This is a genomic window from Oerskovia sp. 140933 (genome assembly GCF_059651515.1).
Genome location: NZ_JAMXIO010000024.1, coordinates 1 through 22,674, shown reverse-complemented (window position 1 = coordinate 22,674; position 22,674 = coordinate 1). Strand labels below are relative to the sequence as shown.

17 protein-coding genes are annotated in these 22,674 nt (G+C 72.6%); 15 read left to right on the top strand and 2 right to left on the bottom strand.

What is annotated here, in order from left to right:
* Positions 1-127 precede the first annotated feature (127 nt).
* Positions 128-3,838 (top strand): transcription-repair coupling factor, encoded by a 3,711-nt coding sequence (gene mfd, locus NHG27_RS13085; protein ID WP_497016577.1) that lies wholly within the window; start codon positions 128-130, stop codon positions 3,836-3,838.
* Here the strand turns inward: mfd and NHG27_RS13080 are convergent.
* Positions 3,801-4,967 carry an acyltransferase family protein gene (locus NHG27_RS13080; RefSeq protein ID WP_497016576.1) on the bottom strand — a complete coding sequence of 389 codons (1,167 nt, stop codon included), beginning with the start codon at positions 4,965-4,967 and terminating at the stop codon, positions 3,801-3,803. The genes mfd and NHG27_RS13080 overlap by 38 nt on opposite strands.
* 74 nt (positions 4,968-5,041) lie before the next feature.
* The gene (locus NHG27_RS13075; RefSeq protein WP_193718958.1) at positions 5,042-5,773 is read right to left on the bottom strand and encodes a DUF8692 domain-containing protein; all 732 of its coding nucleotides are present in this window, start codon (positions 5,771-5,773) and stop codon (positions 5,042-5,044) included.
* Between the two features lie 485 nt (positions 5,774-6,258).
* Here NHG27_RS13075 and NHG27_RS13070 point away from each other — a divergent pair, with 485 nt between their 5' ends.
* The 14 genes from NHG27_RS13070 (at position 6,259) to NHG27_RS13005 (ending at position 22,629) form a co-directional block, all read left to right on the top strand.
* Positions 6,259-7,761, top strand: coding sequence for an ABC transporter substrate-binding protein (locus NHG27_RS13070; RefSeq protein ID WP_497016575.1), 1,503 nt, complete (start codon positions 6,259-6,261; stop codon positions 7,759-7,761).
* A gap of 10 nt (positions 7,762-7,771) precedes the next feature.
* Complete coding sequence (locus tag NHG27_RS13065) at positions 7,772-8,740, top strand: ABC transporter permease (RefSeq protein ID WP_497016574.1); 969 nt, start codon at positions 7,772-7,774, stop codon at positions 8,738-8,740.
* Positions 8,737-9,684, top strand: coding sequence for an ABC transporter permease (locus NHG27_RS13060; protein WP_497016573.1), 948 nt, complete (start codon positions 8,737-8,739; stop codon positions 9,682-9,684). The genes NHG27_RS13065 and NHG27_RS13060 overlap by 4 nt, the downstream gene beginning before the upstream one ends.
* The gene (locus tag NHG27_RS13055) at positions 9,681-10,529 is read left to right on the top strand and encodes an ATP-binding cassette domain-containing protein (RefSeq protein WP_497016572.1); all 849 of its coding nucleotides are present in this window, start codon (positions 9,681-9,683) and stop codon (positions 10,527-10,529) included. The genes NHG27_RS13060 and NHG27_RS13055 overlap by 4 nt, the downstream gene beginning before the upstream one ends.
* Positions 10,526-11,353, top strand: a complete 828-nt coding sequence (locus NHG27_RS13050) for an ABC transporter ATP-binding protein (RefSeq protein WP_497016571.1) — start codon at positions 10,526-10,528, stop codon at positions 11,351-11,353. The genes NHG27_RS13055 and NHG27_RS13050 overlap by 4 nt, the downstream gene beginning before the upstream one ends.
* 267 nt (positions 11,354-11,620) lie before the next feature.
* Positions 11,621-13,729, top strand: a complete 2,109-nt coding sequence (locus NHG27_RS13045; protein WP_497016570.1) for a carbohydrate-binding module family 20 domain-containing protein — start codon at positions 11,621-11,623, stop codon at positions 13,727-13,729.
* 79 nt (positions 13,730-13,808) lie between these two features.
* Positions 13,809-14,597 carry a nucleoside triphosphate pyrophosphohydrolase gene (locus tag NHG27_RS13040; protein ID WP_497016569.1) on the top strand — a complete coding sequence of 263 codons (789 nt, stop codon included), beginning with the start codon at positions 13,809-13,811 and terminating at the stop codon, positions 14,595-14,597.
* Between the two features lie 180 nt (positions 14,598-14,777).
* A complete protein-coding gene (gene eno, locus NHG27_RS13035; RefSeq protein ID WP_497016568.1) occupies positions 14,778-16,058 on the top strand; it encodes a phosphopyruvate hydratase in 1,281 nt (426 codons plus the stop codon).
* A 222-nt stretch (positions 16,059-16,280) separates the two neighbouring features.
* Complete coding sequence (locus NHG27_RS13030; RefSeq protein ID WP_497016567.1) at positions 16,281-17,240, top strand: septum formation initiator family protein; 960 nt, start codon at positions 16,281-16,283, stop codon at positions 17,238-17,240.
* Positions 17,241-17,471: 231 nt separating this feature from the next.
* Positions 17,472-17,927 carry a DUF501 domain-containing protein gene (locus NHG27_RS13025; protein ID WP_227748220.1) on the top strand — a complete coding sequence of 152 codons (456 nt, stop codon included), beginning with the start codon at positions 17,472-17,474 and terminating at the stop codon, positions 17,925-17,927.
* A gap of 110 nt (positions 17,928-18,037) precedes the next feature.
* Entirely contained in the window at positions 18,038-18,991 is a 954-nt protein-coding gene (locus tag NHG27_RS13020) for a Ppx/GppA phosphatase family protein (RefSeq protein WP_497016566.1), read from the top strand.
* Positions 18,992-19,157: 166 nt separating this feature from the next.
* Complete coding sequence (locus NHG27_RS13015; RefSeq protein ID WP_193718948.1) at positions 19,158-19,487, top strand: PadR family transcriptional regulator; 330 nt, start codon at positions 19,158-19,160, stop codon at positions 19,485-19,487.
* Entirely contained in the window at positions 19,487-20,881 is a 1,395-nt protein-coding gene (locus NHG27_RS13010; RefSeq protein ID WP_497016565.1) for a hypothetical protein, read from the top strand. The genes NHG27_RS13015 and NHG27_RS13010 overlap by 1 nt, the downstream gene beginning before the upstream one ends.
* Positions 20,882-21,069: 188 nt before the next feature.
* A complete protein-coding gene (locus NHG27_RS13005) occupies positions 21,070-22,629 on the top strand; it encodes an NAD(P)/FAD-dependent oxidoreductase (RefSeq protein ID WP_497016564.1) in 1,560 nt (519 codons plus the stop codon).
* Positions 22,630-22,674 lie beyond the last annotated feature (45 nt).

Genomic DNA, 22,674 nt, shown 5'->3' with positions numbered 1-22,674 from the left:
CCGGGCCGCTCGTGCTGTTCCGGCGCGCCCGCGCCTTGCTGCGGGGTCGCGTCGAACGACGTCCACACCTGCCCGGGCCTGCGCCCGTGGACGCCCACGCCGTCGGTGACCCTGCTCGAAGGAACCCATGAACCTCACCGGAATCCTGCCCGCCCTCCTGGCCGACCCGACCGCGCGCGCGGTCGTCGAGCACGTGCGCCTGCGTGGCGCCGTCGACGTCGTCGGACCGGTGGGCGTGCGCCCGCCGTTGCTCGCCGCGATGGCGGGGGCGACCGCGACCGGGGACACCACCGGGACGGAGAAGGGCGCCCCCGCGCAGGGCTCCCGCCCGCTCGTCGTGGTGACCGCGACGGGGCGCGAGGCCGACGAGCTCGCCGCGAGCGTGCGGGCGTACCTGCCCGACGAGCTGGGCGACCTGGTCGCGGTCCTGCCCGCGTGGGAGACGCTGCCGCACGAGCGCCTGTCTCCGCGCAGCGACACGGTCGCGCGGCGGCTCGCGGTGTTCCGGCGTCTCGCGCACCCCAGCAGCGAGATCGGTCAGTCGGGTCCGGTGCGCGTCCTGGTCATGCCGGTCCGCGCGCTGCTCCAGCCGGTCGTCGAGGGCCTGGGCGACCTGGAGCCGGTCGAGCTGAGCACGGGCGAGACGGCCGACCTCACAGACGTTGCCGAGCGCCTGAGCGCGGCCGCGTACCAGCGCGTCGACATGGTCGAGCGGCGCGGCGAGTTCGCGGTGCGCGGCGGCATCCTCGACGTGTTCCCGCCGACCGAGGACCACCCGCTGCGCGTCGAGTTCTGGGGCGACGAGGTCAGCGAGATCCGCTGGTTCGCGGTCGCGGACCAGCGCAGCCTCGAGATCGCGGACCATGGCGTGTGGGCGCCGCCGTGCCGCGAGATCCTGCTGACGGACGCGGTGCGCGCCCGGGCCGCCGAGCTGATCGAGACGCTGCCCGGCGCGACCGACATGCTCGACAAGCTCGCGGCCGGCATCGCCGTGGAGGGCATGGAGTCCCTCGCGCCGGTCCTCGTGGACCGCATGCTGCCCGTCCTGGAGCTCGTCCCCGACGACGCCCTGCTGATCATCAACGACCCCGAGCGCGTGCGCCGCCGCGCGCACGACCTCGTCGCGACGACCGAGGAGTTCCTCGCCGCCGCCTGGACCGGCGCGGCCGCGGGCGGCTCGACCCCGATCAACCTGTCGGCCGCGTCGTTCGAGACGTTCGCCGACGTCCACGACGTCGCCGAGCGTCGCGGCCTCGGATGGTGGACGCTCAGCCCGTTCGGCCTCGACGAGGGCGCGACCTCCGACGGCGAGTCGCACCCGGGTGACGAGCTCCCCGGAGACGCTGCGGCCGTCGGGCAGGGGGCGGACCGAGGCGGCGTGACCACCTTCACCGTGCCCGCGCGCAACGTCGAGTCCTACCGCGGGGACGTCGAGCGCGCGCTCGACGACCAGCGCGCGCTCCAGCACGCCGGCTGGCGCCTGGTCCTGACGACCGAGGGCCACGGCCCCGCTCGCCGCATGACCGAGCAGCTCTCCGCGGTCGACACCGCGGCGCGGCTCGTCGCGTCGATCGACACCGAGCCAGAAGGCGGCGTCGTGCTCGTGACGCCCGCGCCCGTGGGGCCGGGCTTCGTCGCGCCTGACTTGAAGCTCGCGGTGTTCAGCGAGTCGGACCTCACGGGACGTCAGGGGTCGAGCACGCGCGACATGCGCAAGATGCCCTCGCGGCGACGCAACGTCGTCGACCCGCTCGCGCTGCGCGCGGGCGACTACGTGGTGCACGAGCAGCACGGCGTGGGGAAGTTCGTCGAGCTCGTGCAGCGCACGCTCGGCACGGGCGGCAACGCTGCGACGCGCGAGTACCTCGTGATCGAGTACGCGAGCAGCAAGCGCGGCCAGCCGGGCGACCGTCTCTTCGTGCCCTCCGACCAGCTCGACCAGGTCACCAAGTACACGGGCGGCGAGTCGCCGAGCCTCAACAAGATGGGCGGCTCGGACTGGGCCAAGACCAAGAGCCAGGCGCGCAAGCACGTCAAGGAGATCGCGAGCGAGCTCATCCGCCTCTACAGCGCGCGCATGGCCACGCAGGGGCACGCGTTCGGCCCCGACACCCCGTGGCAGCGTGAGCTCGAGGACGCGTTCGCGTACGTCGAGACGCCCGACCAGCTCGTCACGATCGACGAGGTCAAGGCCGACATGGAGAAGCCCGTCCCCATGGACCGTCTGGTGTGCGGCGACGTCGGGTACGGCAAGACCGAGATCGCGGTCCGCGCGGCGTTCAAGGCCGTGCAGGACGGCAAGCAGGTCGCGGTCCTGGTCCCCACGACGCTCCTGGTCCAGCAGCACTTCCAGACGTTCGCGGACCGCTACTCGGCGTTCCCCGTGACGGTCAAGGCGCTCTCGCGCTTCCAGACCGAGGCCGAGTCCAAGGAGACGATCGAGGGGCTCAAGGACGGGTCGGTCGACGTCGTGATCGGCACGCACCGCATCATCTCCGGGTCCATCAAGTTCAAGGACCTGGGCCTGGTCATCATCGACGAGGAGCAGCGGTTCGGCGTCGAGCACAAGGAGACGCTCAAGCAGCTCCGGACCAACGTCGACGTGCTCGCGATGAGCGCGACCCCCATCCCGCGCACGCTCGAGATGGCCGTCACGGGCATCCGCGAGATGTCGACGCTCGCGACCCCGCCCGAGGAGCGCCACCCCGTGCTCACGTACGTGGGCGCGTACGAGGAGAAGCAGATCTCGGCGTCGATCCGCCGCGAGCTGCTCCGCGAGGGCCAGGTGTTCTACGTGCACAACAAGGTCGAGACGATCGACCGCACGGCCCAGCGCCTGCGCGAGCTCGTCCCCGAGGCCCGCATCGGCGTCGCTCACGGCAAGATGAGCGAGGCCCAGCTCGACCAGACGATCACGGCGTTCTGGGAGAAGGAGCTCGACGTCCTGGTCTGCACCACGATCATCGAGACCGGCCTCGACATCTCCAACGCCAACACGCTCATCCTGGAGCGCGCCGACATGCTCGGCCTGTCCCAGCTCCACCAGCTTCGCGGCCGCGTGGGCCGTGGGCGCGAGCGTGCGTACGCGTACTTCCTGTACCCGCCCGAGCGCCCGCTGACGGACACCGCGCACGACCGCCTGGCGACCATGGCCGCCAACACGGACCTCGGTGCGGGCATGCAGATCGCCATGAAGGACCTCGAGATCCGCGGTGCGGGCAACCTGCTGGGCGGCGAGCAGTCGGGGCACATCGCGGGCGTCGGGTTCGACCTGTACGTGCGCATGGTCGGGGAGGCCGTGGCGTCGTTCAAGGGCGAGGACAAGAACGCAGCGGAAGAGGTCGCTGACGTCTCTATCGAGCTCCCGGTCGACGCGCACATCCCGCACGACTACATCGCGCACGAGCGACTGCGCCTCGAGGCGTACCGCAAGATCGCGGCGGCCCAGGACGAGCCCGCGCTCGCCGAGGTGCGGGCCGAGCTCGTCGACCGCTACGGCGCGCTGCCGGAGGTCGTCGAGGCCCTGTTCGCCGTCGCGGACTTCCGCAACCACGCGCGCCGCGCGGGGCTCGCGGACGTCACGGCGCAGGGCAAGTTCGTGCGCTTCGCGCCCGTCGACCTCCCGGAGTCTGCGGAGCTGCGCCTCAAGCGCCTCTACCCGGGCACCATGCTCAAGCCCGCGATCCGCGCGTTCCTCGTGCCCTTCCCGACGACGGCGCGCATCGGGGGCCGTCCGCTGCGGGGCATGGAGGTGCTCGCCTGGGCGCGTCAGCTCATCGACGCGGTCATCACGGGCGACGTCAGTGCGGCGGCGACGGTGGGGACGGCGAAGCGGTAGCGGTCTGCGTCGCGGCGGCAGGGGCGCCGGCGGGTGACGTGCCCGCCTCGGCGCGCGACGTCGTCGGGCCGGGGGAGGACGGCGCCGTGCCCCTGGACGTCCGCGCCGCCGCGCGCCGCCGCCAGCGGTTCACGATCACGTGGCGTGCGGGCTCCTCGACGAACCGGTACAGGGCGTAGGCGAGGGCCCCGGAGGCGACCGTGATCACGGCCGCGGCGAGCGCGCCCGTCAAGGGGGTGTCGAGCACGCGACGGATCACGAGCTCGTGCACCAGGTAGAACGCGTACGAGGCGGAGCCGGCGACGAGCACCGCGCGGTGCGTCAGGAGCGACCTCCTGCCGCGCAGGTCGCGCTCGGCGCAGACCATGAGGAAGAGCGCGAACGGAACGACGAGCGCGACCCGTGCCACGGCCTCCGTCGCGTGCGTGAGCTGGGCGGTGACGAGCACGGCCGCGAAGATGCCGAGCAGGGCCGCCCACGGGACCCGTGACCTGCGGCCCTCGACGAACGCGAGCCCCGCGACGACGCCCAGGACGAACTCCGGGAACCGTGCGAGGGGGAAGTGGTAGAGCACCTGGTAGGTCGCCGGAGCCACGATCGTCGCGACGAGCGGGACGGCGAGCGCCACGAGGGCGACCACGAGCCGCGTCCGCGGGGACCACCGTCGCAGCAGCGGCAGGAGGAACGGGAAGGCGAGGTAGAACGCGAGCTCGCACGACAGCGACCACGCGACGCCGTTGAGGCCGTACGCGACCGTCGGGTCGAACGACCACGCCTGGACCAGCAGGACGTTCGCGCCGACGACGCGCCCCGTGACGGCAGGGCTCCCGACGACCAGCGCCACGACCAGGGCGACGACGAGCGTCACGAGGTGGTCGGGGTAGATCCGGGCGACCCGGCGCACGTAGAACCCGGCCCGGGAACGTGCCGGGTCGGCCGTCCACGTCAGGATGAACCCCGACAGGACGAAGAACAGCGCGACGCCCGTGCTGCCGTAGAAGGCCCCCGGGATGTCGAGGACCTGCCAGTAGTCGAGGTGGAAGACCAGGACCGCTGCGGCGGCGACCGCGCGGATCGCGGTGAGCGAGGGGAGGGTGCGTCGAGCGGTGCTCGAGCCCGTCGTCGTCATCGAGGTCCCCTGCCGCCGGTGCGCGGCCCGTCGCGGACCTGCTCTTGCATCGTCGGCGCGCCGGGGCGCGAGGGTCAAGGATGAAGTGTCGTCCTGGCGTCGGCCGCGCCTGACCCGACGGGGGCGCTCTCCCCGTCGAGGAAGTCCCGGTAGCGCACCACGGCCACGAGGAACACCACGACCGAGACCATCTCGAGGCCCTCCTCGCCGAGCACCGCGAGCTGCCCGACGAACGTCGCGCGGTCGAAGCCCTGGTCCTCGAGCAGCCCGGCGACGGCCTCGAACCCCACGGCCCCGATCACGTACAGGACCCCGGCGAGAGCCATGGGACGCAGGAACTGCCGGGGGAGCCGCCACAGGAGCGGCACGACGATCGCTGCCACCACGAGCGCGAGCGGACCGTAGAAGGCGATCCACCCGTTGAAGGGAAGGTCGGCGATGCTGCGGAAGTGCTCCTCGAGCGACGTCCCCAGGTGCTCGTGGAAGCTCGTCATCTCGTCGATCGACAGGTACAGGAGCACGAACGCGACGAGCCCCCAGGCCCAGCGGCGGCCGCGGTCCGGCTCGCCGTGCAGCAGGTCGCCCGTCACGAGCCCGGTGCAGGCGAGCAGGATCACCGTGAACCAGGTGGGGACGTTGACCTCCTCGTCCATGCTGAAGTAGTGGACGAGCGGCTCGATCGCGCCGCCGTGGAGGTCGGCGGCCTTCTCGAGGAAGTTGGCGAGGAGGTGCAGGAGGGCCAGGACGGCGATCGCGAGCGCGAGGCTGCGGACGAGAGCTCTGACCGGCACGGTGACACGCAGCATGGGTGCTCCATCGACGACACAGCCGAGCTCAGGCTCGGCTCGGCGACACTAGCAGCGTCGCGACGTGACCACCACCACACCCCGGGCGTGTATCCATACCGCCTGGTCGGTGAGATAGTTGTCGCATCATGTTTCTCGACCTGAATGCGCCCACGCGCGCCCACAGCACCGGACGGCACGGCTCGACGAGCTCCGCCCGCTGTTGTCGCTGTCTCTGAGCAGCCGCTGACAGGCGGCGTCCGTCGCGGATGATCCCCGACACGCCCCCTCTCGAACAGGTCTGACCTTCCCGCTGGCCCCTGCCGGTCCCGCCGTCGTGCTCTCGCGCGGCCGCCGCGCCGCCGCCGGCCCCTCGGCACCCCTCCCGTGGCCCCCCACGCGGTCGGCCGCCGACGCTCCACGAACCCCTCCACCACCGGGCGGCCACCACCGTCGCGGTGGTCCCCGTGCAGTCCCGCTGCACCTTCTGGAACGGAAGAACCCCCATGAGAACCCTCAAGGCAGCCGCCGCGGTCCTGGCGACGACCCTCCTGCTCGCCGCGTGCGGCTCGGGCGGGTCCGGCGACGCGGGCAGCAGCGCCGCGTCGGGCGCCGACGCCGAGATCGTCATCGGCTCGACCAACGAGCCCACGGGCCTGGTCCGCAACGTCGGCGGCAGCTCGGGCGTCTCGCAGACCATGACCCGCAACGTCTTCGAGGGCCTGACCTCGGTCGACGTCGACGGCGAGGTCGTCCCGACGCTCGCGAAGGACTGGGACGTGTCCGAGGACGGCCTCGTCTACACGTTCCACCTGCAGCCGGGCGTGCAGTTCCACGACGGGTCCCCGCTGAGCGCGCAGGACGTCGTCTGGAGCATCTCGCAGACCATCGCGCCCGAGTCCAAGAGCGCGCGCAAGAACGACCTGTCGGTCATCTCCGCGATCACGGCCCCCGACGACGCCACGGTCCAGCTCGACCTGTCGCGCCGCAGCCAGTCGCTGCCGTTCTACCTCGCGTCCGTGACGATCGTGCAGGACGGCGACACCGAGCTGTCGAGCGAGAACGGCACGGGCCCGTACCGGTTCGTCGAGTGGACGCAGGGCGACCACCTCACGATCGAGCGCAACGACGACTACTGGGGCACCCCCGCGAAGAACTCGGGCGTCACGTTCCGCTTCTTCCAGGACACGACCGCGCTCAACAACGCGCTCCTGACCGGGGACCTCGACCTGGTCATCGCCGAGGACTCCCCGGACCAGCTCGTGCAGTTCGAGGGGAACGACGCGTTCACCATCACCGAGGGCACGTCGACGACCAAGCAGATCTGGGCCTTCAACGACCGCGTCGCCCCGTTCGACGACGTCCGCGTCCGCCAGGCGCTGTACAAGGCGGTCGACCGTGAGAAGGTGCTCGACGCCGTGTGGGACGGCCGTGGCCAGGTCATCGGCTCGATGGTCCCCCCGACCGACCCCTGGTTCGTCGACCAGGCCGACGTGCACGCGTACGACCCCCAGGCCGCCAAGGACCTGCTCGCGCAGGCCGGCGTGAGCGGCCTGAGCATCGCGGTCGACTACGTCGCGGGCGACCCGTCCGAGACCATCGCCCAGCTCCTCCAGGCCGACCTCCAGGCCGTGGGCGTCACGCTCACGCTCAACCCGGTCGACGACGCGACGTGGTACCAGAAGATCTACACGGACCACGACTTCCAGACCACGCTCATGGGGCACGTGAACCCGCGCGACGTCGTCTGGTACGCGAACCCGGACTTCTACTGGGGCTACGACAACGCCCAGGTCCAGCAGTGGGTCGCGGACGCCGACCAGGCGGCCACGGCCGACGAGCAGACGGCCCTGCTGACCCAGGTCAACGAGACCATCGGGCAGGAGGCGGCGAGCGCCTGGCTGTACCTCGACCCGCAGATCCGGGTCGCGCGCGCCGAGATCACGGGCTTCCCGGTGAACCAGGTGACGGAGAGCTTCTACGTCGCCGACATCGTGCGGGAAGGCTGACCGAGCACCCATGTCCCGCTACCTCCTGACGCGCGTCGGCACGCTGCTGCTGTCGCTGCTCCTTGCGAGCGTCGTGGTCTTCGCCGTCCTCCGGTTCCTGCCGGGCGCCAGCGCGGGCACGTCGCTCGGCGTGGGCACGACGAGCGAGCAGCTCGAGCAGCTGCGTGCCGACCTCGGCACCGACCAGCCCCTGTGGACGCAGTACGGGCAGTGGGTCGCGGGGCTGTTCTCGGGGAGCGCGGGGACGTCGTTCGTCTCGCGCCTCCCGGTGGGCGAGCTGATCGCGAGCAAGCTGCCGATCACGCTGCCCCTGAGCCTCGCGGCCTTCGTGGTCTCGGTGCTCGTGTCGGTGCCCCTCGGGGTGGTCGCGGCGGTCAGGCGTCGTGGCGTCGTGGGGGTCGCGGTCTCGGCCGTCTCCCAGCTGGGTGTCGCGGTCCCGGTCTTCTGGGTCGGCGTGATCCTGGTGTGGGTCTTCGCGCTCGAGGCGGGGGTCCTGCCGGCGGGCGGGTTCCCCCGCCAGGGCTGGGAGGACCCCGCAGCGGCCGTGCGGTCGCTCGTGCTGCCCGTGGCGACCGTGGCGATCGCGATGTCGTCGGTCATGGTGCGCTACGTGCGGTCGGCGACGCTCGACGTCCTGGACCAGGACTACGTGCGTACCGCGCGTTCGCTCGGCTACGGCCGCTGGCACGCGCTCGCGCGGCACGGGCTGCGCAACGGCGCGGTCCCGGTCGTCGCGATCCTCGGCATCGAGCTCGCGACCTCGCTCCTGGGGGCGGTGGTCGTGGAGAACGTCTTCGCGCTGCCGGGCCTGGGCACGCTCCTGGTGTCGTCGGTCGCGGGACGTGACCTGCCGGTCGTGCAGGCCCTCGTCCTGGGGCTGACGGCCCTGGTCCTCGTCACGAACTTCCTGGTCGACCTCGCCCAGCGCGGGATCGACCCCCGGCTGCGTGCCGGCTCGGCCCTCGGAGGCGCACGATGAGCATCGACCTGGGCGGGGAGATCCCCGCCGTCGAGGGTTCCGGGCGGGTCGTCCCGGCCCGCGAGGAGGGCGCGCTCGCGCCGTCGCCCGCGGGGAGGGCGGGGGAGACCCCGCGTTCCCGACGGCGGAGCGTCAGCCCGTCGTACGTCGCCGGCCTGGTCATGGTCGGGCTGGTCGCGCTCGTCGGGGTCGTCGCGATCTTCTGGACGCCCTACGACGTGGGTGCCGGCGCGGCCGGCACGGGCGGACGGCTCGAGGGGCCCAGCGCGCAGTTCTGGGCCGGCACCGACCGGCTGGGACGCGACCTGCTGAGCCAGCTCATGGGAGGTGCGACGGTCGCGATGACCGTGGCGCTCGCCTCGGTCGTCATCGCGGGCGTCCTGGGCATCACGATCGGTGTGGTCGCCGCGGCGACCACGCGGTGGGCCGACGTCGCGCTGCTCAACGTGATCGACCTGATGATCGCGTTCCCCACGCTGCTGCTGGCCATGCTGATCGTGACGGTCCGCGGGGCCTCGCTGACCTCGGCGATCGTCGCGATCGGCATCTCGGGGGCGGCGGTGATCGCGCGCGTCACGCGGGTCAACGCCGCGCGCGTGCTGCGCGAGGACTACGTGACGGCCGCGACGGCGTCGGGCACGAGATGGTGGGGGACGATCCTGCGCCACGTCCTGCCCAACGTCGCCCCCACCCTGCTCGTCCAGCTCATGCTGCTCGCGGGCGGGGCCATCCTCGCCGAGGCGTCGCTGTCCTACCTGGGCCTCGGCTCGCCGACCGCGCTGTCCTGGGGGCGGCTGCTCAGCGCCGCCCAGAAGTCCGTCGCGGTCCAGCCGCTCGGGGCGATCCTGCCCGGGCTGCTCATCGCGTGGACGGTGCTCGGCCTGAACCTCCTGGGCGACGGCATCCGTGAACGGACCGACCCGAGCCTGCGAGGCGACCGATGACCCCCTCCACCTCACCCACGCCGAGCACCGCGGTTCCCACGACGAGCACCGCCGGGCTCGAGGTGCGCGACCTGACGGTGGCGACGTCGTCGGGCCGGGTGCTGCTCGACCGCGTGAGCTGGCACGTCGCACCCGGCGAGCGCCTGGGCGTGATCGGCGAGTCCGGCTCGGGCAAGTCCCTCACCGCGGCCGCGATCCTCGGGCTCCTGCCCGACGGCATGACCGCGACCGGGCAGGTCCTGCTCGACGGGACCGACCTGCTGCCCCTGGGCGAGAAGGCCCTGCGCAGGGTCCGCGGCGCCCGCGTCGCGATGGTGTTCCAGGAGCCCCTCACGGCTCTCGACCCGCTCATGACCGTCGGCCGGCAGATCGCCGGGCCCCTGCGCCTGCACCGCAAGGTCTCGCGTGCGCGGGCCGCCGAGATCGCGGCGGACCTGTGCCGTCTGGTGCGCCTCGACGACACCGAGCGCATCCTCGGGTCCTACCCGTGGCAGCTCTCCGGCGGGCAGCGCCAGCGTGCGTGCCTCGCCATGGCCCTCGCGTGCGAGCCCGACGTGCTGATCGCCGACGAGCCCACCACGGCGCTCGACGTGACCGTCCAGGCCGAGATCCTCGACCTGCTCGACGACCTGATCGAGCGCACCGGGACGGCCCTGGTGTTCGTGTCGCACGACCTGCCCGTGGTCGCCCGGGTCACGCGCGACCTCGTCGTGATGCGGCACGGGAAGGTCGTCGAGACCACGACCGTGGCCCGCGCCCTCGACGCGCCCGAGGACCCCTACACGCGCTCGCTGCTCGCCGCCGCGCGGGCCGTGACCCACCTGCCCACCCTGGAGGACCGATGAGCGACCAGCACGTGAGCGGCGACCGGCCCGTCCCCGGTGACGGGCCCGCAGGCGACGCCGTGCCTCTCGTCGCGCTCGACGGCGTGTGGCGACAGTTCGGCGGTTCACGCCGCACGCCCCCGACGACGGCGCTCGCGGGCGTCGACCTCGCGGTGCGGTCCGGGCGCGGCGTGGGGATCGTGGGCGAGTCGGGGGCCGGCAAGTCGACCCTCCTGCGGCTGCTGCTGGGTCTCGACACCCCCACGCGCGGCACGGTCTCCTACCGTGGCGCGCCCCTCGACCGACGCGACCGGGCCCTCATGCGGCGCTACCGTCGCGAGGTGCAGGTGGTCCTGCAGGACCCGCGCACGTCGCTCGACCCGCGCATGACCGTCGCGCGGATCGTTGCCGAGCCGCTGCGCTCGCTCAAGGTCGGGGGCGACGTGTCGGCGCGCGTCGACGAGGTGCTGGGCTGGGTGGGGCTCGACCCCGACGTCCGGACCAAGTACCCGGCGCAGTTCTCGGGCGGCCAGCGCCAGCGCATCGCGATCGCGCGGGCCCTCGCGCCCTCGCCGTCGGTCCTGGTGGGCGACGAACCCGTGAGCGCGCTCGACGTGTCCGTCCGCGAGCAGGTCATGGACCTGCTGCGCGGGCTCCAGCGCGACCTGGGCCTCACGCTCGTGCTGGTCAGCCACGACATGGCGATCGTGGGGCAGCTGTGCGAGGAGACCGTGGTGCTGCGCGGGGGAGAGGTCGTCGAGGCGGGCCCCACGCGGGACGTGCTGACGCGGCCGTCGGCCGCCTACACGCGCGAGCTGCTCGCGGCGGTGCCGACGCTGCCCTGAGGTGTGTTCCGGCGCCGAGGGCACCGAGTCGCCCGCTCCGACGACCCGCAACCTTCTTGCGTGTCCGCACGGGCTGACACGCCGCATCGCCCTGTGTAATCTTTCAGCAAGAACCGGCAAATGTCTGCAAGGTGGCAGAGCGCGGGTTCTCCGGTCGTTCGGACCGGACCAGGGGAAGCGGTAGACGCGCCGGCGCCGACGCCGGTGCGAGGACGGGCAGCCACGCACCGACGCGGGGCTGTGCGCAGCACCGAGACGGAGACAGCAATGATGCTCAGCCGAACGACCAGACCCGCCCGCACGAAGCAGCGGCACCGACTCCTCGCCGGGCTCACGGCGCTCGCCGTGGTCACGTCGGGCCTCGTCGCCGGCGCGGTGCCCGCCTCGGCCAAGGCACCGACCCCCTCACCCGTGGTCACGTCCGACAACGGCCGCGGGAACGTCGTCCTCACCATGTTCCAGTGGACCTGGGACGCGGTCGCGGCCGAGTGCACCAGCACGATCGGGCCCGCCGGGTTCGGTTACGTCCAGGTCTCCCCGCCCCAGGAGCACATCCAGGGCACCGCGTGGTGGACCTCCTACCAGCCCGTGAGCTACAAGATCGAGTCCAAGCTCGGCAACCGTGCCGAGTTCCAGAACATGGTCAGCACCTGCCGGACGGCAGGGGTGGGCATCGTGGTCGACGCGGTCGTCAACCACATGGCAGGAGCCGACACCGGGTCCGGCACGGGCACGGGCGGTACGAGCTACTCGGTCGACTCCTTCCCCGGCGCGCCCTACGGGTACGACGACTTCAACGACTGCCGCGCCAACATCACCAACTACGGCGACCGGTACGACGTCCAGAACTGTCGCCTCGTCTCGCTCCAGGACCTGCGCACGAGCTCCGACCACGTGCGCGGCAAGATCGCGGGCTACATGAACGACCTGATCGGCCTGGGCGTCGCGGGCTTCCGCATCGACGCGGCCAAGCACATCCCGGCCGCGGACCTCGCGGCCATCAAGGCCCGGCTCACCAACCCGGACGTCTACTGGGTCCACGAGGTCATCGGGGCCGCGGGCGAGCCCATCCAGCCCTCCGAGTACCTGGGCAGCGGGGACTCGCACGAGTTCAACTACGCGCGCACGCTCAAGAGCCGCTTCGACGGCAGCATCGCGAGCCTCGACGAGATCGGCAACGGGCTGCTCACCTCGGACCGTGCCGGAGTCTTCGTGGACAACCACGACACCGAGCGCAACGGCGAGACCATGAACTACAAGTGGGGAGCGAAGTACAAGCTCGCCAACGCCTTCATGCTCTCCTGGCCCTACGGCTCGCCCTCGGTCTACACGGGCTACACGTGGGACAACAAGGACGCGGGAGCTCCCGGCGCCACCAGCACGTCCGTCCCCGACGCGAGCTGCTCCGACAGCGCCTGGACCTGCACGCAGCGCTGGACGGAGATCGCCGGCATGGTCGGCTTCCACAACACGGTCGAGGGCACGTCCGTCACGAACTGGTGGGACGACGGCAACAACAACATCGCCTACGGTCGCGGGGCCAAGGGCTACGTCGCGATCAACAACACGTCCTCCGCCGTGACGCGCACCTACCAGACCTCGCTGCCCGCGGGCACGTACTGCGACGTCGTGGCCGCCAAGGACTGCTCCGTCACGCGGACCGTGAGCGCCTCGGGGACCTTCACCGCAACCGTCCCGGCGTACGGCGCGCTCGCGCTGCACGTCGGCAGGACCGGAGGCACGCCGTGCACGGTCGACTGCCCGACCACGTCTGCCACCACGGTCTACTACTCGACCTCGAAGGGCTGGAACGCGTACAAGGTCCACTACAAGGTCGGTACGGGCGCATGGACCACGGCCCCCGGCGTCGACATGACCGCGGCCTGCACGGGCTGGGTCTCGCGCGAGATCCCCGCGAACGGCGCGACGGTCACGGCCGCGTTCACCAACGGCTCGGGCACCTGGGACAACAACGGCGGCAAGGACTTCGTCCTCACGGGACAGCACGCCCAGGTCTCCGGTGGCGTCGTCACCTCGGGCAACCCGTGCGCGGGGAGCGGCGGGGGTGACGGCGGCGGCACCACGCAGGGCGACGCCGTCTTCGCCGTGAACGCCACCACGGTCCTGGGGCAGAACGTGTTCGTCGTGGGCAGCATCCCCGCCCTCGGCGCGTGGGCACCTGCCTCGGCCAAGCAGCTCTCCGCCGCGACCTACCCCGTGTGGAGGCTCACGCTCGACCTGCCGGCCGGCACGACGTTCGAGTACAAGTACGTCAAGAAGGACGGCGCGGGCAACGTGGTCTGGGAGAGCGGTGCGAACCGCACCGCGACCGTGGGGGCCGACGGTGCCGTGACGCTGAACGACACCTGGAAATAGCCGCCCCCGCCCTCACCGGGCAGCGCACCGGAGGGCTCCTTCCCGGGGTCCTCCGGTCCGCGCTCCCTACGATGGGCGCATGAGCACCACCGAGCCGTCCCTGCCCGTCACGGCCGCCGCGGCCGACCCCCTGCGCGAGGCCGTCGCCGTGATGGACCGTCTCTACTCGCCCGGCGGGTGCCCGTGGGACCGCGAGCAGACGCACGAGTCGCTCGTGCGCTACCTCCTCGAGGAGGCGCACGAGCTCGCCGAGGCCATCGAGACCGGCGACCGCGCGGGCACGCGCGAGGAGCTGGGCGACCTGCTGCTGCAGGTCCTGTTCCACGCCCGCATCGCGAGCGAGGACGCGGTCGACCCGTTCACGGTGGACGACGTCGCGGCCGACCTCGTCGCCAAGCTCGTCCGCCGCCACCCGCACGTGTTCGCGGACACCGCGGTCGCCGCGGGCGACGGGCACGCCGCGCTGCACGCGCAGTGGGACCGGATCAAGCAGCAGGAGAAGCAGCGCGAGTCGGTCCTCGAGGGGATCCCCCTCGCGCAGGGCGCGCTGGCCCGCGCGCAGAAGGTCGTGTCCCGTGCGCAGCGTGCGGGGCTGGGCGGCGTCGTCGCGGGTCCCGGCCCGACGGCGGAGGTCGCGCCGGTCCCGGCCCTCGCCCCGGGCGGGGCGACGCACGGGAGGGGCGCGACGTCGTCGGGCGCGCAGGACGGTGCCGCGGCCGAGGGGGCGTACGGGCGCGAGCTGCTCGACGTCGTGCGGCGCGCGCAGGCCGACGGCGTGGACGCCGAGTCCGCGCTGCGGGGCGCGCTGCGCGAGGTCGAGCGGGCGATCGTGGCCGCCGAGACCGCCGGTCCGACACGCCCGGAGTGATCCCTGCGGGCGCCGTCCGGGGGGTGAGGGCCGACATGCGGGCGTTCGTGTCCACGGGCCGACGACCCCAGCGACATGTGTTCCCGACCACTAGGCTGGGATGCGACAACCCCGGATGCGCCCGACCGCCATCGTCGCCTGCCCTGCGCTCCGGACCTGGAAGCAGCTGAAGGAGCAACCGTGGCAAGCATCGAAGCCGTTGGAGCACGCGAGATTCTCGACTCGCGCGGAAACCCCACCGTCGAGGTCGAGGTCGTGCTCGACGACGGTACCTTTGCCCGCGCAGGCGTCCCCTCGGGCGCCTCGACCGGCGCTTTCGAGGCCGTCGAGCGTCGTGACGGCGACAAGTCCCGCTACCTGGGCAAGGGTGTCGAGGACGCCGTCAACGCGGTCATCGACGAGATCGCCCCCGAGCTGCTCGGCTTCGAGGCCGAGGACCAGCGCCTGATCGACCAGGCCCTGATCGAGCTCGACAGCACGCCCAACAAGGGCAAGCTCGGCGCGAACGCCATCCTCGGCGTGTCGCTCGCGGTCGCGAAGGCCGCCGCCAAGAGCTCGGGCCTGGACCTCTACCGCTACGTCGGTGGCCCCAACGCCCACGTCCTGCCCGTCCCCATGATGAACATCCTCAACGGTGGGTCGCACGCGGACTCCAACGTCGACATCCAGGAGTTCATGGTCGCCCCGATCGGCGCCACGTCCTTCCGTGAGGCGCTGCGCACGGGCGCAGAGGTCTACCACTCCCTGAAGTCCGTGCTCAAGAGCAAGGGCCTCGCGACGGGCCTCGGCGACGAGGGCGGCTTCGCCCCCAACCTGCCGAGCAACCGCGACGCGCTGGACCTGATCCTCGTCGCGATCGAGCAGGCCGGCTTCAAGCCGGGCGTCGACGTGGGCCTCGCGCTCGACGTCGCCGCGACCGAGTTCTTCAAGGACGGCGCGTACCAGTTCGAGGGCAAGGCGACGAGCTCGGACGAGATCATCGCCTACTACAAGCAGCTCGTGGCGGACTACCCGCTGGTCTCGATCGAGGACCCGCTGTCGGAGGACGAGTGGAGCGCCTGGTCGCAGCTCGTGGCCGAGGTCGGCGACAAGGTCCAGATCGTGGGCGACGACCTGTTCGTCACCAACCCCGAGCGCCTGGCCAAGGGCATCGAGCTCAAGGCTGCGAACTCGCTCCTCGTGAAGCTCAACCAGATCGGCACGCTGTCGGAGACCCTCGACGCCGTCGAGATGGCGCAGCGCAACGGCTTCACCGCGATGGTCTCGCACCGTTCCGGCGAGACCGAGGACACGACGATCGCCGACCTGTCGGTCGCGACGAACGCCGGCCAGATCAAGACCGGTGCCCCCGCCCGTGGCGAGCGCATCAACAAGTACAACCAGCTCCTGCGCATCGAGGAGGCCCTGGACGACGCGGCACGCTACGCCGGCGCCTCGGCGTTCCCGCGCTGGAAGGCGTGAGCTGACGCATCCCCGCTGAGCACGGCCCGACCCCCGGTCGGCGTCGCGCGCAGCACCCGGACGCCCGGTGGTTCCTCGGAACCACCGGGCGTCCGTGCGTCCGTGCCTCGCCCGGCACGGGCTCCCGTGGTTGTGAACGCTTGGTGTGGATCCGGCCACGGAGCCCCGGCACGCCGTGGACCCTGCGACCGGGAGAGGGCGCGGGGCGGCACAATCGGCACCATGCCCTCGAACCGCCGCCCGTCCACGCCCGGCGCCTCGCCGCGCCCGGGGGGCAGTCGCAGCGGGTCGGCACGCTCGGCCGGTCGGGCCCGCGGCTCCTCCGGCCCGACGACGTCACGCACCGACGCGGGGACCTCCGGACGGTCCGGGGCCGGGACGGCCGGCACGGGCTCGACCAAGGACCCTGCGGCCGCCAAGGGCTCGGCGGCCGCGCAGGGCCCGGGCGCCGCGCAGGGCCCGGGCGCCGCGCAGGGCCCGGGCGCCGCGCAGGGCCCGGGCGCCGCGAAGGGCGCGGGCAAGAGACCGACCGCGCCGCGCAAGCCGTCCTCCACCTCGACCCCCGCCGGGGGGCCGGGCGCGTCGGCCGGCTCGTCGGCCGGGCGGACCCCGCGCGCCCCGCGGTCCGCGCGGCCCACCGCGTCGCGGGCGCCGGCGCTCGCCGACCGTCGCCGCAGCCGGTACGGGCTGCTGCTCCCCGAGGTGGTGACGGTCCGCTCGTTGGTGATCGCCGTCGTCGTGCTCCTCGCGGTCGTCCTGCTCCTGCCCACGGTGCGTGCCTACGTCAACCAGACGGGCGAACTCCGCGCGCTTCGCGCCGAGGTGGCGGCGGCCGAGGCCGAGCGCGACGCCCTCGAGGTCGAGCTCGGCCGCTGGGACGACGAGGCCTACGTCGTCGCGCAGGCCCGTGACCGCCTGAGCTTCGTGATGCCGGGCGAGCGCGCGTGGCGGGTCATCGACCCGGACACGGTCGTCGACGTGGTCGACCCCGAGACGGGACGTCGCCTCACCGACGGACCGGTCGGTGTCGACCCCGAGGACGGTGCACCCTGGTACGTCTCGGTGTGGCGGTCGGTCCAGCTGGCCGGCGAGCAGCCCGCACCGGGAGGCGGCGACGGCGACGTGGGGACCGAGCCGGGCGACGGCCCCGAGGCGCCGCCGACCGACGGCGGGACGCCCTAGGCGGGCCGATTGCCGTTCCGGCCGCACGACCGGGGACAATGGGGAGTGCGCCGTCCCCCGGCGCGCCCCAGCACCGCACGCCGCAGAACGGAACTCCTCGTGAACGACTCGACCCCCACCGCCCCGGACGCCGCGGACCTCGGTGGTCCCGCCGCACCCGCAGGCGCCGCGCAGGCCGTCCCCGAGGCCGACCGCTCGCGCCCCGAGGTCACGCCCGAGGACCTCGAGGTCCTGCACGAGCAGCTCGGACGCCCGGCGCGCGGCGTCGTCGGGATCGCGGCCCGTTGCGTGTGCGGTCGCCCGCTCGTGGTGCACACCGCCCCGCGCCTGCCCGACGGCACCCCGTTCCCCACGACGTACTACCTGACGAGCCCGGGCGCCGTCGCGGGGGCCTCGAGCCTCGAGGCGAACGGTGTCATGAAGGAGATGTCGGAGCGCCTGACGCACGACGAGGAGCTCGCCGCGGCCTACGCCCGCGCGCACGAGCACTACCTCGCGGCGCGCGAGGCGCTCGGGCACGTCGAGGAGATCGCGGGCATCTCCGCGGGCGGGATGCCCGTGCGCGTCAAGTGCCTGCACGTGCTCGTGGGTCACGCCCTCGCGGCCGGCCCCGGGGTGAACCCGTTGGGCGACGAGGCTCTCGTCATGATCTCGGGCGCGTGGCGCGCGGACCGCTGCACGTGCTGAGCCGCTGACCCGCGACCGGTCGCGACGTCGGCTGTGACGCTCGCGACGGTCGCCGTCCGCGGGCCGGTTCGCGCCCTCCCGGGGCGGCGACGGGTGGCACCCTTGATGTCATGACTTCTTCTCGCGTCGCCGCGATCGACTGCGGCACCAACTCGATCCGACTCCTCGTCGCCGACGTCGACCCCACGACGGGCGTCCTCACCGAGCTCGACCGCCGCATGGAGGTCGTGCGCCTCGGCCAGGGGGTCGACCGGACGGGGCGCCTGGCGCCGGAGGCGTTGGCCCGCACGCTCGACCAGGCGGCCGAGTACGCCCGGGTGATCGAGGACCTGGGGGCGACGCGCACCCGCTTCGTGGCGACGTCGGCCACGCGGGACGCGGAGAACCGGGCCGAGTTCGTCGACGGCGTGCTCGCGCGCCTGGGCGTCGCGCCCGAGGTCGTGTCGGGGAACGAGGAGGCCGAGCTGTCGTTCCGCGGCGCGACGGGCGTGGTCGCGGCGAACCATCCGGGTCCGTTCGTGGTCGTCGACCTCGGGGGAGGGTCGACCGAGCTCGTGCTGGGCACCGACGCCCCGGAGGCGGCGTGGTCCATGGACGTGGGGTGCGTGCGCTTGACCGAGCGTCACCTGCGCTCGGACCCGCCGACGGCCGAGGAGGTCGCGGCGGCCCGTGCGGACGTGCGGGCGGCGCTCGACACCGCGTCGCTGACCGTCCCGCTGGGCAAGGCCGCGACGCTCGTGGGGCTCGCGGGGTCGGTCACGACCGTGACCGCCCACGCGCTGGGCCTCGAGCGCTACGACCGCGACCGGATCGACGGCGCGGTGCTGACGGTCGAGGAGACGCTGGCGGCGTGCGAGGACCTGCTGGCGCGCACGCGCGAGGAGCGGGCGGCGCTGGGCTTCATGCACCCGGGGCGGGTCGACGTGATCGGGGCGGGGGCGCTCGTGTGGGCCGAGGTCGTGCGCCGCGTGCGTGACGACGTCGCGGCCGCGGGCGGCGAGCTCACGTCGGTCGTGACGAGCGAGCACGACATCCTGGACGGGATCGCGCTGTCGATCGCGTGACCCGTCGGTGCCGAACCCGAGGTTGGTCAGCCGATTGAGGCGCTGTGCCTGACCAACCTCGGGTTCGGCACCTTCTCTGCACGACACGCGGTAGTTCACTCTGGCCGGTAGTGCGGGTTGCGTAGTAGTGTCTGCCGCACAGGAGCCGGTCGAGCAGGGAGTCAGGGTGGACACCACACAGCTGTTGAAGGGCGTCCTCGACGCGGCGGTCCTCGCCGTGGTCGCGGACGAGGACGGGTACGGGTACGACGTCGTGCGACGCCTGCGAGCGGCGGGGCTCGTCGAGGTGGGGGACGCCTCGGTCTACGGCACGCTGCGCCGCCTGTACTCGGGCGGGATGCTCACGAGCTACGTCGTCCCCTCGGACGAGGGTCCGCACCGCAAGTACTACGGGATCAACGCGCAGGGGCGGGCCATGCTCGACACCCAGCGCAAGGAGTGGCAGGAGTTCTCCGGCACGCTGACCGGGCTCCTCACGACTGAAGGAGCCGCGTGATGTCCACGACCCTGACACCCGAGACCGTGGTCCTCGACCAGGTCCGCCGCTACGCCGCGGACGTCCGCGCGCACCTCGCCGACCTGTCGCCCGAGCAGGTCGACGACCTCACCGACGGCCTCGAGGCGGATCTCGCGGAGGCGCTCGCGGACATGCCGGGCTCGCTGCGGCCCGTCGCCGCGGGCGGCCAGGTGCCCGACGGCGGAGCGACGGCGCTGCTCGACGTCGCCGCACGTTTCGGTCCGGCCGCCGTGTACGCGGCCGAGCTCCGGTCGGCCGCGGGCCTGGACCCCGCCGCGCCGGGGCCGCGTCCGCGGATCGGGCTGCGCGGCCGGCTGTTCGTGCTCGGCGGGATCTTCGGGTCGGGGTGGAAGTCCCTGTGGGCCCCCGTGACGTCGACGCCGCAGTGGGCCGCGTTCCTCGAGTTCGCCGCGGTGCTGCGACCCGCGTGGTGGGTGCTGCGGGCGTGGGTCGTGGTGGTCGTGGCGTACGGCTGGTTCCACCGGCCGCAGAACTTCGAGCTCGTGCCGCAGGCCACGTACTGGCGGCTCCTGCTGGTGGTCGCGGTCGTCGTGAGCGTGCAGTGGGGGCGCGAGCGGTGGCTGCGCTGGCGCGGGCTGCACCTCCTGCGCAAGGCCGTCGACGTCGTCGCGGTCCTCGTGGCCGTGCCGCTCTTCGTGAGCGCCGCGTTCGGGGCGAACGCCGAGCTCAACGGGCTGAGGACGTCCTCCGGCGGCTCGTACCAGCAGGGTTACGACGACGGTGTCCGTGACGCCCGGTCCGGCATCTTCGGTGCGAGCGGCGTCAGCGCCGACGGGACCGGCAGCGGTGTGTACGTCGACGGTTCGCAGGTCAGCAACCTGTTCGTGTACGACGCGAGCGGCCGCGCCCTGCAGGACGTGCAGATCTTCGACGACCAGGGCCGTCCCGTGCGGACCCTCACGGGCGAAGGGGTTGCGCAGGCCTGGAGCCTCCCGGACTTCGAGCAGGGGTGGTACTTCCAGCCGTCGTTGTCGACCGACGGCCGGGACCGCTGGAACGTCTACCCGCTGCGTGGGCTGCCCGACGACGCGGTCGAGTGGGACGGTTCCGACCGACCTGTCCCGCTCGAGGGCGAGCAGCCGCGGTCCATGCCGGCCCCGTTCCTCCAGGCGCAGTCGCTCCTGGTGCCCTCGACGGGCGGCACGGCACCGGCTCCCGACCAGCCGGGGGGTGCGGCGACCACCCCGGTGACCCCTGAGGCTCCGCAGGTCCCCGCCGACGGCGAGGACCCGGCCGGTCCGCCGGCGGAGGGGACCACAGCGCCCTCGGCCGGGGTGCCCGGGACGCCGTCTCCGGCCGCTGCGAGCCCCGTGGTCGAGGTCTCGACGGGGGCTGCGCCGTCGGGCGGCTGACCTCCCGTGCTGACGCCGGGGTCGGTCGGACGACGGGGAGACCGGCCGACCGACCCCGGTGCAGCGCCTGCCGAAACTGGCACCAACGCGCCATATTCGGGCGGCCCCGCAGCGCTTGTGAAGGTTGTCACGCTCACGGATCGGACAGAAGTTCACCAAGAAGTAGAAGACAGTAATACTCTGGTTTCATGCCTCAGAATGACCTGACCTCGGTCACCCCTGCCCAGAACGCGGACGTCGCTGCCTCGCCGCGTCCCCGCAAGGTTCCCCGCATCATCGTCCTGGGTGGCGGCTCTGTCGGTCTCTACTCGGCGCGCCGCCTCCGCAAGAAGCTCGGCAAGCGCGAAGCGGCCATCGTGGTCGTCGACCCGCGCCCGTACATGACCTATGCGCCCTTCCTGCCGGAGGCCGCCGCGGGCTCGATCGACGCACGCGACGTCGTCGCCCCCCACCGCCGCGCCCTCAAGGGCGTCGACGTGCTGCAGGGCAAGGTCGTGGAGATCAACCACGCCGGCCGCAGCATCACGATCCACCCGGAGGAGGGCGACGACTACTCGGTCACCTACGACCACCTGATCGTCGGCCTCGGCTCCGTCTCGCGCACGCTGCCCATCCCGGGCCTCGCGGAGAACGCGATCGGCTTCAAGAACGTCGAAGAGGCCATCGCGGTCCGCAACCACGTCATCAACCGGCTGGACGTCGCGTCGTCCACCTGGGACCAGGACCTGCGCAAGCGCATGCTCACGTTCGCGTTCATCGGCGGCGGCTTCGCCGGCATGGAGGCGATCGGCGAGATCGAGGACATGGCGCGCTACGCGACCCGCAACTACCCGACGATCGCGCCCGAGGACCTGCGCTTCGTGATGATCGAGGGCTCGGGCCGCATCCTCCCCGAGGTCTCCGAGCCCATGGGCCAGTACGCGCTCGAGGAGCTCAAGAAGCGCGGCATCGAGTTCCACCTCAACACGTTCCTGTCCTCGTGCGTCGACGGCCACGTCGTCACCTCGACGGGCGTCGAGTTCGACACCGACACCATCGTGTGGACCGCGGGCGTCAAGGCGAACCCGGTCATCAAGGAGAACTCGGACCTGCCGGTCGACAAGCTCGGCCGCGTGACCGTGCTCCCGACCCTCCAGGTCGCGGACGCGGACGGCAACGTCATCCCCGACGCGTGGGCCGCAGGCGACTGCGCCGCCGTCCCCGACGTGCTCAACCCGGGCAAGTTCTGCCCGCCGAACGCCCAGCACGCGATCCGTGAGGCCACGCGCCTCGCCGACAACCTGGTCGCCGTGCTGCGCAGTGACGCGCCCGTCGAGTACAGCCACAAGAGCGTCGGCACGGTCGCGTCGCTCGGCCTGTACAAGGGTGTCGCGGAGCTGTTCGGCATCTTCAAGCTCAAGGGCTTCCTCGCCTGGGCCATGCACCGCAGCTACCACGTGATGGCGATGCCCACGGGCAACCGCAAGATCCGCATCGCGATCGGGTGGATGGGCCAGTTCCTCATGGGCCGCGAGCTCGTCTCGCTCGGCTCGCTGCACGACCCGCGTGCGGAGTTCCGCCAGGCGTCCGTGCCGCCCAAGGCCGCGGGCGACGCCGTCAAGCAGGAGGCCGTGTCGTCGGCCGCCGAGGCCGAGGGCGGCGGTGTCGCGGCCGAGCCCTCCAAGGCAGCGCCCGCCGAGGCCACCGCTACCGACGCCGGCCACGGCCCGGCCAAGAAGGCGACCAAGAAGGCTGCGACCCAGGCCTGAGCCTGACGAGCACCACGCACGCCGCGAGGGCGGTCCCGGAGACGG